Consider the following 12,613-nt stretch of genomic DNA (forward strand, 5'->3'; position numbering starts at 1 on the left):
GATATTACCATATAAAGAGAGACATCTGTGTGTCATGTTTTAAAAAGGAAAAGGTATCAAAATAATTAAGCCGAACATCATATAAATTAATATATTTTATATCATGTATTAATTTGGTGAAAATATGTTTTATTCAACGTGTTTTTCACACATCTTACAAATTTTCTACTTTACATAATGAAAATTTTAGGTTATACTTACAATAACTCTTCTTTGGAGCATCGTTTCCCCAATTTTTACGGTGCTCTTTTTTTATCGCCATTTCATTATGAATCTATAAACTTAATCAGCCGGGAACTCCTTGATCCTTCATTCACGAAGTGATATAATCGTTTTATTACAAAACAGGAGGTATTTTCTATGAATTTTACTTACACCCCCAATCAGATTGCACTTTATGATTCCAACAGCAGCCTGCTGGCTGAAGTCACATTTCCAGACTCAGACAACAATACCGTTAATATTAATCATACTTTTGTGGATGATTCCCTCCGGGGTCAGGGTATCGCAGGCCAGCTGATGAAAGCTGCCGCAGATCATCTGCGTTCGGAAGGAAAAAAAGCAGTCCTGACATGCTCGTATGCGATCAACTGGTTTGAAAAGCATCCGGAGTATCAGGACTTGCTGAAATAAGGGCCAGGTAATCAGCATTTAATACATGCCGATTACCTGGCCTTTGACCCCACTTAGTATTTATATTAACTTTTCATTCTACCAGGGAATGGCATTGTATAACAGAACTGCCGCAAGTGCACCAATGACAGGCCCCACTACTGGTATCCATGAATATTTCCAGTTTGAATCTCCCTTTCCTTTAATAGGAAGCAGTGCATGTGCAATACGCGGACCCAGATCACGGGCCGGATTAATGGCATATCCGGTTAATCCGCCAAGAGACATACCAATGGAAACAATAATTCCAAATACAAGCAATTTGTCAACGCCCGGTGCTACCTCTTTCACATTCCCGATTCCTTTGATTGCAAAGACAAGGACAAATGTTCCGATTGCTTCACTTAACAGATTCAGTCCGGTATTTGGCACGGAGGGACCTGTAGAGAATACACCGAGTTTTGTTCCAGGATCCTCAGTAAGGTCAAACTGGCCCTTAAATAATACATAAACCAGTGTTGCTCCAAGAAATGCTCCTATGAATTGTCCTGCTATGTAAGTCGGCACCACATTCCATCCTATAGAACCTTCCGCTGCCAGTGCAATTGTTAATGCAGGATTAAAATGCGCGCCTGACGATGCTCCGAAGATAAATGCAGGCAGCATAACAGCAAGACCCCAGGCTAATGTGATCTGGACCGGTCCGCCTCCCTTCATCCCGGACTTATTTAATGTTACATTGGCTACCACCCCGTCACCAAGTAAGATAAGCAGCATAGTACCTATCAGTTCTGAAATAAAAATCAACATACTCCCTTACCTCCTGAAATCACAGTTTCTAATATCTGATATCAATCTTTTGCCCATCCATAAGAACATTTAACTGCTTTATTCCAGCCATTTACAAGTTCTGCTCTTTCGGTTTCGGCCATCTCGGGGTGGAATATTTTGTCGATCTGCCAGTTCTTCACAACAGCTTCCTTGCTTTCCCAATATCCAACTGCAAGACCTGCAAGATATGCAGCTCCCATGGCAGTTGTCTCAACACACACCGGTCTGTGCACAGGAGCTCCCATGATGTCAGACTGGAACTGCATTAAGAAGTTATTGGCGCTGGCTCCGCCGTCAACTTTTAACGTACTGAGTGTGATACCTGAATCTGCCTGCATTGCATTAATGACATCATTCACCTGGAAAGCCAGGGATTCCAGAGTCGCTCTGATAATATGATACTTATTCACGCCTCTTGTGATACCTACGATGGTTCCTCTTGCGTATTGATCCCAATGAGGGGCGCCAAGTCCTGTGAATGCAGGAACTACATAGCAGCCGTTGGTATCTTTTACCTTTTTCGCCATATATTCAGAATCCTGGGAAGAGTCTACCAGCTTCATCTCATCACGCAGCCACTGAATTGCAGCACCTGCAACAAAGATAGACCCCTCCAAAGCATAATTCACTTTTCCGTCAAGTCCCCAGGCGATTGTTGTTACCAGTCCATTTTTAGAGAATACCGGTTTTTCTCCAGTGTTCATCAGAAGGAAACATCCGGTTCCATAAGTATTCTTTGCTTCTCCAGCAGTAAAGCAGGTCTGGCCAAACAGCGCTGACTGCTGATCTCCGGCTGCACCGCCGATGGGGATGGGACCGCCAAAGAACTGGGAATCAGACTCACCATAAACAAGGCTTGAAGGTTTTGCTTCCGGGAGCATACATTCCGGAATATTTAATTCTTTCAGGATATCCAGATCCCATTTTAATTCCTGAATGTTAAATAACATGGTTCTTGACGCATTGGAATAATCAGTCACATGAACTCTGCCTTTTGTCAATTTCCAGATAAGCCATGTTTCAACCGTACCAAAAAGTAATTCTCCTGCTTCCGCCCGTTCCCTGACACCTTCCACATTGTCTAAGATCCATTTCAGCTTCGTTCCTGAAAAATATGCATCAATGATAAGACCTGTCTTTTGTCTGAAAGAATCTGTGAGACCTTTCTCTTTCAGAGAATCACAATATTCGGAGGTACGTCTGCACTGCCATACAATTGCATGATATACCGGTTCTCCTGTTGCTTTGTCCCAGACAATTGTTGTCTCTCTCTGATTTGTAATACCGATTGCTGCAATATCTTCCGCTGTCGCACCAATCTTGGACATTGCCTCAACCGCCACTCCCAGCTGAGAAGACCAGATTTCATTGGCATCATGTTCCACCCAGCCTGGTTTGGGGAAATACTGGGTAAACTCCTTTTGAGCTACACTGCACATCTCTCCCTTCTCATTAAATAAAATGCATCTGTTGCTCGTTGTTCCTGAGTCCAAAGCCATTACGTACTTCGCCATCAGTAATACCCTCCTTTAATTTCTTATTTAATAAGTACATGATGTACCTTTTAAAACTTGTTAACATATCCGGAATCTGTTAAGTCCCTGTATATCGTTTCCATATCAAGTCCGCCGGCTGCAGCAATCGTTCCGGCAACGGCACCTTCCACCAATGGGCAGTCTACCATCTTTACTTTACGGTCTTCCATTGTTTCCAATACCATCTCCGCCGTCATGACCGCACTTCCCATATCCATAAGCACCAGAACGCCCTCTCCGGTATAGGCCTTCTCTATCGCATCGGTAATGATCTGATAACTGGTACCAAAGCTGCCATCCTCCAGTCCGCCGGCAGGAATCACTTTCACTCCGGCAGCCATGGGTTTTGTTAAATCAGCCACGCTTTCGGCTAACAGCCGGCTGTGGGATACAATCACAAAATTAACCATATCGTCCCTCCTGTTATATCCGGGAAGCAATCGCTTCCAGCAGGAATGTAAACGAGGTTGCACCGGGGTCCTGATGACCGATGCTTCTTTCTCCCAGATAGCTCGCTCTTCCTTTTGTGGCAGCAATCCTCTTTGTAAACTCCACACCGGCTTTTGCTGCAGCTATGCCTGCTTCCAGGGATTTTTTTACATCTCCGGTAATTTTCCATTCCTTCTCCATGGCACGCTTTGCAGGCATCATGGCATCCAGCATTGTCTTCTCGCCTTCTACAGCCTTCCCCCTTGCCATAACTCCATCAATGGCACATTGAAAAGATTCCAGAAAGTCATCAAACGTAATATCTTCCTTACCCTTCAAATATGTTCCTGCTTTCATAAAAGCGGTACCGTATAATGGACCGGAAGCTCCTCCCACAGTCGCTACAAGAATCATACCGAGATTTTTAATCATATCTCCGGCTTCCATCTTAAGAAGGGCATCCCTTTTTTTATTAACTTCGCCAAATCCTCTTGCCATATTTATGCCATGATCCCCATCACCGATTGAATTATCAAGCTCTGTCAGGTATTCTTTCTGGCTTTCCATGGCATCTGCCATCTGATCAATTACAAGAATTAATTTCTCTTTGTTCATCTCATCACTCCAAACTTATTATGCTTTAAATGCCGGTGTATCTGCTTTTTCATCAAGCAGCGACTTTAATTCCTCATCCAATTTTAATAAAGAAATAGAAAAGCCCTCCATCTCAATGGATGTCATATATTCGCCTACGAAGGTAGTATAAACAGAAATGCCCTTTTCTTTCAAAACATCCGATACCCGGTTATTAATAATGAACAATTCCATAAGCGGGGTTGCGCCAGAACCATTAATCATAACGGCGACCTCACTCCCAGTATAATCCATATCCGAAAGTATTTTATCAAGGAGAAAATCAACGATTTCATTGGCAGATTTTATTTTCTCCCGATGGGTACCTGGTTCGCCATGAATCCCGATTCCCACTTCCATTTCATCCTCAGCCAGTTCAAATCCAGGCTTTCCAGCAGCAGGTACGGTACACGGACGGATCGCCGCTCCCATTGTTCGGACATTGTCTATTACCTTCTGGGCCACTGCCTGAACCTTATTGATGTCTTCCCCTCTCTCAGCCGCTGCTCCTGCGATCTTATGCACAAATACAGTGCCTGCCACACCCCTTCTGCCAACAGTATACAGACTGTCTTTTACTGCAACATCATCATTAACAACCACCTGTTTTACCAATATACCATCGGCCTCCGCCATTTCTGCCGCCATTTCAAAATTCATAACATCACCGGTATAATTTTTGATCACCATTAATACACCGGCATCATTGGCAATGGCTTTTATGCCTTCATAAATCTGATCTGGTGTCGGTGAGGTAAAAACCGCCCCGGCAACGGCCGCATCAAGCATTCCGGTACCCACGTAACCTGCATGTGCCGGTTCGTGTCCGCTTCCGCCGCCGCTTATTAATGCAACCTTATTCTCTTTCCGTTTGCTTCGAATCACCACATTACCGCAGTCAAGCTTCTTCAAATACTGAGGATATGCCTTAACCAGTCCCAAAATCATCTCATCTTCTACCTTTGACACGTCATTCATGAACTTCTTCATATTAATTGACCTCCTTACACATGAAAAACAGCTTCTATATGTTGTGAAGCATATAACATACTCTCTTACATAAACCACACCGCCTGCTCAGAGGTTGATATAGAAAGTGCACCGCTTGCCAGCGCTGACATAACATCTTCTTTGTCGGAAATCAACCCGCCGGCAATTACCGGCACCTTGCTGATTCTGCAGATCTTCCTGATCACTTTAGGCATAACTCCTGGTAAAATCTCAATTACATCGGGCTGTACTGCACAGCAGCTATTCTGTTTTTCAATATTCACCAGAGCCATGGAGTCTATTACAAAATAACGCAGTACTGTATATAACCCAACCTCTTTGGCGCGTTGAATCAGGGACTGTTTCGTGGTGATAATTCCGTCTGCCTTCGTATGAGCCTTAATAAAGTCAACTGCAGCCTCCTTTCCGCTTAAGCCTATCAGCAGATCCATATGAACCATGATGATATTGTCTTCTCTTTTGGCCTCATTTACAATCTGATCTATGTTGCAGACATCACCAAAAAGTATAAAAATCACTTTTACATCTGATTCCACACATTTCTTAAGACCAGCCATGTCTTTCACCGCAGCAATTATGGGATTGTTCTCAATCACTGTCCATAATTTGTTGTCCACACGCAGCACCCCTTTATTTTCTATTGACTTGTTTTCATAAATATGAACTTATATTTCATTTCAAAAAAAGAGTGCATAGTAACTAATCAGCATTTCTGCTGCCGTTTCTGCACTCTTTTCTCAAGGATTTTACTAAACATAATATATCACATATTTGTGCATTATGCAATATATTTTTGTATTTATTTTTGTGTTTTATTGTGTTTTTGCATTGTTTTTTATTTAACAAAATGTTTTTTACGTACATTTTGCACATATTGTCATTGTTTTTTACAACATCATACGTGCTTATTTGCTATTTCTACTGTTTTCCACTTGTTTGTACATTATTTTATTTTAATGAGTTATACATGGAATTTTGATATTATATCAAAAAGCAGCTGAATGTGACTAAAAACGCGTTCATTTCGTTATTTATTTCACATTCTCCCCCTCTCCTTCCAATGGCAAATATCCTATCATTCAACACCTGGGATATCAAGATTTATTATTATTTCTGTGCTTTGAGTATATAAGATAGCGGATATCCTTTTTCATTATATACATCAGATAAGCCCACATCATAATTAAATACACTTATTTTCATCACCCTCATAGGCGCTTGAATAATTGAATTAATGACATCAGATATCGTATGTGAAAAGCTTGTAAAAGTCTTTGAGTTATATTGATCAGACATATACCCCATACCATCATTCTCAATCCACGGTTCCTTCCGAAAGTAAGAATACTTCAACCTGTCCAGATGTTGTTCATCATAATCAGGTTCTCCCGGCATAGGCAGCATATTCATAAATGGATGAAAATCATGGATTAAAAGAATTCCTCCTAGTTTTAAACAATCTGACACTTTACGAAACAATGAATTCAAATCTTCAAACCAGGTAATCGCACCAACGGTAAACATGATAAAATCAAAAGAATCATTGTATACTTCAGGAATATCTAAAATATTACATGCAACAAATTTACAGTTACCAATACCCGCTTTTTCAGCAGTTACTTCTGCCTGTTTAATAATATTATCAGCAATATCAAAGCCTACACCCGATTTTGCTCCTAATTGCATGAGAGATAGAATTTCCCTGCCATTATTGCAGCAAAATTGCGCCACTTCTTTGCCTTTAAAATCCATATTATTTAATTCTAGTGCCAGGTCCGGACAAAAAAAGGGGAGTTTTTCATTAAGGAGGAGCTTATAATTATCTTCTCCCCAGTTTGTTTGTCTGTGGTCAAATGCTTCTTCCCATGCCTCTTTATTTTTTAATATATAGTTCATTATATATCTCCATTATTTTCAATTTAAATTTTGTTTTACCCATTTCGATGAATAATCATCTGCATCGTCACAATATCTATAGCCGACTGCCACTGATATATTAGTGGCCAAATAACAAAACAATTCCATCGTATTTTTTAATGCAGTTATCATATCCTCCTTGTTATAATGTGCAAAACAATTTGCCAATCGATCTCTTATCTCTTGTTCCGCCCAAGTATCTACAAATCTTCCAGAGTACCATGTATTGTAATTGGGCCCGTTTTTCACATGCTCATAAAATTCCAACATCCAAAGCAGCTTAGATTTCATATAACTATCCAGGCAAAACTTTGCTGCCCAGAGTTCCCCTCTCAAGATCTTTTTAGATGTCCATATAGCATGATACCAAAAATCATTGACTATATTAACATAGTCAACTTCTTGTGGAAAAAAATACGGTTCTTTTGTTTGCTGAAGAGTAGAAATATCAGCTAGTATTTCCTTTTTATCTATTAATACACGATAACCATTCAATAGTATTTGGAGCTTTTTACCACTTTTCATAGCTGTCTTGGCATCATTTTCCGATATGATAACAAAATCCACATCCAATGCCCCCTCAAACAACACTCTTTTTTCATCAGCACCATCAGCTGTTTTTTCTAAAAACAAGATATGATACTTACTGATTTTATCAAGCCAATCGTTAGATTGAACAAGGTAATTTGTATCTTCTGTTATAACAATTAGGTCCAAATCAGAATATTCATCAGAAGATTTATCTTTACGTGCTTGTGACCCCACCAAAATAATTGCAGCTATTCTATCATCATTATTTCCAAACGCTACAATATTGTTGATTAATTTCGTATATTTACTCATCTGGTTTACCCTCCAGCTGTTTCCCCTTACTATAATATTATGATTTTCCTTATAGAATACTTAATTTATGACGATAGGCGATAAAAACAAATATTGCATCTTTATCTTGCTCTAATATTAAATCTGTAATTTTAAAATTCATATCCTATCCTTTCAATTATGTAAAACTTTTCCAGTAGTAATATATATTACTACATTTGATGCCAACTATCAATATTCAATTGCCAATGTGCTTTAATAGCCAGTAAGCTAAATTCTAATTTACATAAACTATATCTAATTAAAGTCGAAAACACTCATAAAACACCACCATTATTCATTCACAGTTTTTTCACAAGTCGTACAAAAAATATTTACATCTTCTACAAACTTACTTCACATGTCTCCTATATACTGATTATATAAACAAGAACTACTCCAAACTTGTTTTATAAAACTTTTTTTCATAACTCGCCGGTGAAACCCACATTTCACCGGCTCCTCCCTTTTTAGGGTCTTTTTTTATTTCCTTTCCTTACCAATTCCCTTATATCCTTTAAATTTGGTTGCAAAGATGTCCTTTCTATTATAGAATAGGTAACGTGCACCTGGCATATGCAGATTTGGAGGAAATGATACATGAAGAAAAATGTAATCGTAGGACAATCCGGCGGACCTACAGCTGTGATTAACGCAAGTCTTTACGGCGTCATCAAAGAAGGAAAGGCTCACGAAGAGATCGGCCGTGTATACGGCATGATCAATGGCATAGAAGGCTTCATGTCTGGAAATTATATGGATTTGACCAATGATTTAACATCGGAGGAACTGGAGTTATTAAAGCTGACACCTGCAGCGTATCTGGGTTCCTGCCGTTATAAACTGCCTGATGATTTATCATCCCCTTTCTACCCGGCACTGTTTGAAAAATTCCGTGCTATGGATATTGGATACTTCTTTTATATTGGCGGGAATGATTCAATGGATACCGTAAGCAAACTCTCCCGCTACGCTACTCATCACGGAAGCAGCATTCGCTTTATCGGCGTTCCAAAGACAATTGACAACGATCTGGTCCATACGGACCATACACCTGGCTTTGGAAGCGCAGCCAAATATGTGGCAGATACCGTTCGGGAAATTGTTTTAGATTCCAGTGTTTATCAGCAAAAATCAGTTACGATTATCGAACTCATGGGACGTCACGCAGGCTGGCTGACCGCTGCCAGTTCACTTGCAAGAAAATTTGATGGTGATAATCCTGTTTTGATTTATCTACCTGAATCCGATTTTGATTTTGAACAGTTTGCAGATGATGTGTACAAAGCCTTATCCAAAAAGAATTCTGTAACCATCTGTATCTCTGAGGGTATTTCAGATGCAAACGGTAAATTCATCTGCGAATACACCGATGAAGTCCGTACTGACACATTCGGCCACAAGATGCTGACTGGAAGCGGTAAAATGCTGGAGAATTTCGTCCGCAACCGTTTTGGCGTAAAGGTTCGTTCTATTGAACTCAACGTGAACCAGCGCTGCAGCGGCATGCTTGCTTCAGCAACCGATATCGAAGAGGCAGTCACAGCCGGCAGGGAAGGAATAAAGGCAGCATTAAACGGCGGCACAGGCCTTATGATCGCTTTCAAACGAATTTCTGATTCTCCTTATGAGATGGAATGCGTTACGGTTGATGTAAATGAAGTGTGCAATAAAGAAAAGCTCTTCCCATCTCAGTGGATCTGTGACCATGGTACCAATGTTACTGAGGAATTCCTTGCCTATGCTCTGCCTCTCATTCAGGGCGAACCAGACAGGATTATAAAGGATGGCAGACCTCTCTATCTTTACAGATCTTTATAACGGCTATTTGCAGAATTCTATAGGGTTGATTTTAAGCTGACAACATTTGTTCCGCTTGAGATCAACCCTTTTTACCTATACGAATTACATGTTTTATGTTTTTTTTATTATTTTTGTCAAATAAGTAATTTTTTCAATGCTTGCCTCATATGTTTATAATAATAGATATTTCTATTTTCTAACGCACTTATGGGAGAAAGCGAACAATGGACGGAGATGTTTTTTTAGACCGCATACCATGCGGCATTCTAAAGCTTAAGGCAGAAGAAGGTTATCCAGTTATTTATTCTAATACAGCAATAAAAAACTGGTTTCATTCTCCTTCCCGCCTTGAAGATATGGTCTGTGAATCGGAGTTCAGCGAAATTGCAGATAAAATTCACAATCATATGGAGCTTGAATCCAGTATTTTCAGACTGGAATTCAGAGCCAAATCAATGGATAACCGCTGCTGGTTCTCCATCGATTTTCATTTTATACAAGAAGAAGAGCTATTCTATTGTTCTGTATCGGATATCAGCTGCCTGAAACGAAGCTTAGAGAGCCTTCAGGTTCAGGAGGAACAATACCGCCTTGCAAGCCGGCACTCCGGCTGTATGGTATGCATCTATGATATACCAAACAGAAACCTTTCTCCTTCCGCAGAATTTACCAGATGCTTTCCAGCTCCGCTTTCCGTGCCTCTTTCTCCGGAATTTTTAATAGAAAATGGCATTGTACATAAGGAAAGTATCATGGATTTTCTGAAATTTTACGAAGATATGGAACAGGGTGCTCCGGAAGGAGAATGCGTAGTCAGGCTTAAAACCGGTTTTGGAAAATACCACTGGTTTTCAAAGCATTACTCACTGGTATACACGGAAGAAAAAAAGCCGCTTCGCGGTATTATTTCCTATCAGGATATTACAGATCAATATGAAAAAGAACTGGCATATCAGCGCTGGACAGAGTATATGCGGGAACAAAAGAAAGACTGCATCGGATATTATGAATATAATACAAAGTCGGATCTGTTTGAGGAAATAATCGGAGAGATGACTCGAAATATCCCGGAAGATGCAAGAAAATCATTTGCAGATATTATGAGTTATATCGCGGAACACGAAATTTACGAAGAGGACAAAGAACCTTACTTAAACTTCTTTAATAAGGACCACTTACTTTGCCAGTACTACCAAGGGAACCGTTCTCTCCGTCTGGAACACCGCCGGTTAAGGGAGGATGGCAGCGTCTGCTGGACTCTGGGTATGGTACAAATAGTTACTGACCCGTATACAGATACCATTAAAGCATTTATTCTGATTAAAGATATTGATGCTTCAAAACGTGAGGCTCTGACCTTGCATGAGTTGTCACAACAGGATTGTCTGACAGGACTCTTAAACCGCGCTGCTGCAATACGTGCGATTCGTCATATCCTTACCAACAGCAAAGGACACCATATCCTGATTATGCTGGATATTGACCAGTTTAAACAGCTCAATGACAACTATGGACACCAGTTTGGAGATAAGGCGCTTCACAGGGCTGCATCCAGACTGAAATCCGCTCTGAGAAGAGATGATATCTTCGGCCGTTTAGGCGGGGATGAATTCATCATACTTCTTAAAGATGTGTCTTATAGTATGGATTTATATTCTCGTTTAGAAAATTTGTGCAGTCTGATCGGAAGTGCTTTGGAACCTGAGGTACATATATCCGGAAGTCTGGGGACAGCAGCTTATCCGGAGGATGGTGTCATCTTTGAAGATTTATATAAAAAGGCAGATATTGCACTTTATCATGCGAAAAAGCATGGTAGAAACCAGTATTCCGTTTATGAGTCAGGTATGTCCATGGCTGATTGTGAATAAGTAAAAAAAGAGGTGTCTTCCCGTATGTTTCCTTTGGATTCATTGGGCAGACACCTCTTTGATTTTTAATATATAAAAAATGCCCCGATCCTACAGGACATTTCTAAAATGCAGAAGAAGGGACTTGAACCCTCAAGGTATTGCTACCACACGGACCTGAACCGTGCGCGTCTGCCAATTCCGCCACTTCTGCTCTTGCAATTGCACAAATTGATGAATCAATTCGTACAATTATAATACTATACTTTTCCAAAATAAGCAAGCACTTTTTTTATTTTATTAGTACCTGTTTTAATTCAGGTTGAGAACCATATTTTCCTTTGTACAAAAAAAGCAGCTCTTCACGAATGAAAAACTGCTTCCCAATGCGGGAGATGGGACTTGAACCCACACGATCATACAACCACAAGATCCTTAGTCTTGCCTGTCTGCCAATTCCAGCACTCCCGCATGTCATCTTATACAAAACCTTACCGCCATGACATTCAATAAGGTTCGTGCAGAAGAAGGGACTTGAACCCTCAAGGTATTGCTACCACACGGACCTGAACCGTGCGCGTCTGCCAATTCCGCCACTTCTGCATTCCGCTGTAATCTCTTTCAGCGACAATAGCTATTATAGTATACAAGCCATCTTCTGTCAACCAGATTTTGTATTATTTTCAAAATTATTTTTTTGTATATATTTTTTAAATAATATTGACAATTATAGGTAATGATGGTAAAATTGTTTTCGTTGTGCGGGAGTGCTGGAATTGGCAGACAGGCAAGACTAAGGATCTTGTGGTTGTATGATCGTGTGGGTTCAAGTCCCATCTCCCGCATTTAACTCTAAAAACCAAAAGTTTTCACTTGACATTTTCAACTTATGGAGTATAATAAGTCGTATATTCCTCGATAGCTCAGTCGGTAGAGCAAACGGCTGTTAACCGTTGGGTCGTAGGTTCAAGTCCTACTCGGGGAGTTTTCTAAATCACACAGAATGTGTGATTTTTTTACTTTATAGGAAATTGCGCAAATAGTCAAAGATAGTGTATAATGGCTTTGGAATAAAAAATAGCATAGCAAAAGAGCGAAGGTGTGACTTCGCCATGACGTTGTTTATGAGGT

Annotated in this window: 11 protein-coding genes and 5 tRNA genes; 5 read left to right on the forward strand and 11 right to left on the reverse strand. The window is 40.2% G+C overall.

Features of this window, described 5'->3' with window-relative positions; genetic code table 11:
• Positions 1-360: 360 nt before the first annotated feature.
• Positions 361-633: a GNAT family N-acetyltransferase gene (locus CRO04_RS25020; RefSeq protein ID WP_097006964.1), complete on the forward strand. Its 273-nt coding sequence runs from the start codon at positions 361-363 to the stop codon at positions 631-633.
• Positions 634-711: 78 nt separating this feature from the next.
• Here the strand turns inward: CRO04_RS25020 and CRO04_RS25025 are convergent, their stop codons facing one another.
• The 8 genes from CRO04_RS25025 to CRO04_RS25060 form a co-directional block, all read right to left on the reverse strand.
• On the reverse strand, positions 712-1,422 hold the full coding sequence (locus tag CRO04_RS25025; protein ID WP_097006965.1) for an MIP/aquaporin family protein: 711 nt from the start codon (positions 1,420-1,422) through the stop codon (positions 712-714).
• A 41-nt stretch (positions 1,423-1,463) separates the two neighbouring features.
• Positions 1,464-2,957, reverse strand: coding sequence for a glycerol kinase GlpK (glpK, locus tag CRO04_RS25030; RefSeq protein ID WP_097006966.1), 1,494 nt, complete (start codon positions 2,955-2,957; stop codon positions 1,464-1,466).
• A gap of 50 nt (positions 2,958-3,007) precedes the next feature.
• Positions 3,008-3,388 (reverse strand): dihydroxyacetone kinase phosphoryl donor subunit DhaM, encoded by a 381-nt coding sequence (gene dhaM, locus CRO04_RS25035; protein ID WP_097006967.1) that lies wholly within the window; start codon positions 3,386-3,388, stop codon positions 3,008-3,010.
• 13 nt (positions 3,389-3,401) lie between these two features.
• Entirely contained in the window at positions 3,402-4,022 is a 621-nt protein-coding gene (gene dhaL, locus CRO04_RS25040; RefSeq protein WP_097006968.1) for a dihydroxyacetone kinase subunit DhaL, read from the reverse strand.
• Positions 4,023-4,040: 18 nt separating this feature from the next.
• Positions 4,041-5,030, reverse strand: a complete 990-nt coding sequence (gene dhaK / locus CRO04_RS25045) for a dihydroxyacetone kinase subunit DhaK (protein ID WP_097006969.1) — start codon at positions 5,028-5,030, stop codon at positions 4,041-4,043.
• Positions 5,031-5,095: 65 nt separating this feature from the next.
• On the reverse strand, positions 5,096-5,668 hold the full coding sequence (locus tag CRO04_RS25050; RefSeq protein WP_097006970.1) for a glycerol-3-phosphate responsive antiterminator: 573 nt from the start codon (positions 5,666-5,668) through the stop codon (positions 5,096-5,098).
• A 490-nt stretch (positions 5,669-6,158) separates the two neighbouring features.
• Complete coding sequence (locus CRO04_RS25055; RefSeq protein WP_097006971.1) at positions 6,159-6,947, reverse strand: class I SAM-dependent methyltransferase; 789 nt, start codon at positions 6,945-6,947, stop codon at positions 6,159-6,161.
• Between the two features lie 18 nt (positions 6,948-6,965).
• A complete protein-coding gene (locus CRO04_RS25060; protein ID WP_097006972.1) occupies positions 6,966-7,811 on the reverse strand; it encodes an aminoglycoside 6-adenylyltransferase in 846 nt (281 codons plus the stop codon).
• 618 nt (positions 7,812-8,429) lie between these two features.
• Between CRO04_RS25060 and CRO04_RS25065 the strand changes: the two genes are divergently transcribed.
• Both CRO04_RS25065 and CRO04_RS25070 read left to right on the forward strand, forming a co-directional pair.
• Positions 8,430-9,650 carry a 6-phosphofructokinase gene (locus CRO04_RS25065; RefSeq protein ID WP_097006973.1) on the forward strand — a complete coding sequence of 407 codons (1,221 nt, stop codon included), beginning with the start codon at positions 8,430-8,432 and terminating at the stop codon, positions 9,648-9,650.
• A 206-nt stretch (positions 9,651-9,856) separates the two neighbouring features.
• Positions 9,857-11,503 carry a sensor domain-containing diguanylate cyclase gene (locus tag CRO04_RS25070; RefSeq protein ID WP_097006974.1) on the forward strand — a complete coding sequence of 549 codons (1,647 nt, stop codon included), beginning with the start codon at positions 9,857-9,859 and terminating at the stop codon, positions 11,501-11,503.
• A gap of 109 nt (positions 11,504-11,612) precedes the next feature.
• Here the strand turns inward: CRO04_RS25070 and CRO04_RS25075 are convergent.
• From CRO04_RS25075 to CRO04_RS25085, 3 genes are all read right to left on the reverse strand, one after another.
• Positions 11,613-11,696, reverse strand: a tRNA-Leu gene (locus CRO04_RS25075).
• A gap of 173 nt (positions 11,697-11,869) precedes the next feature.
• A tRNA-Leu gene (locus CRO04_RS25080) sits at positions 11,870-11,953 on the reverse strand.
• A 48-nt stretch (positions 11,954-12,001) separates the two neighbouring features.
• Positions 12,002-12,085: transfer RNA gene (locus tag CRO04_RS25085), tRNA-Leu, on the reverse strand.
• 158 nt (positions 12,086-12,243) lie between these two features.
• Here CRO04_RS25085 and CRO04_RS25090 point away from each other — a divergent pair.
• A tRNA-Leu gene (locus tag CRO04_RS25090) sits at positions 12,244-12,327 on the forward strand.
• A 67-nt stretch (positions 12,328-12,394) separates the two neighbouring features.
• Positions 12,395-12,467: transfer RNA gene (locus tag CRO04_RS25095), tRNA-Asn, on the forward strand.
• Positions 12,468-12,613: the final 146 nt, after the last annotated feature.

Origin of the sequence: Lacrimispora amygdalina (genome assembly GCF_900205965.1) — a bacterium.
Lineage (GTDB): Bacteria > Bacillota > Clostridia > Lachnospirales > Lachnospiraceae > Lacrimispora > Lacrimispora amygdalina_A.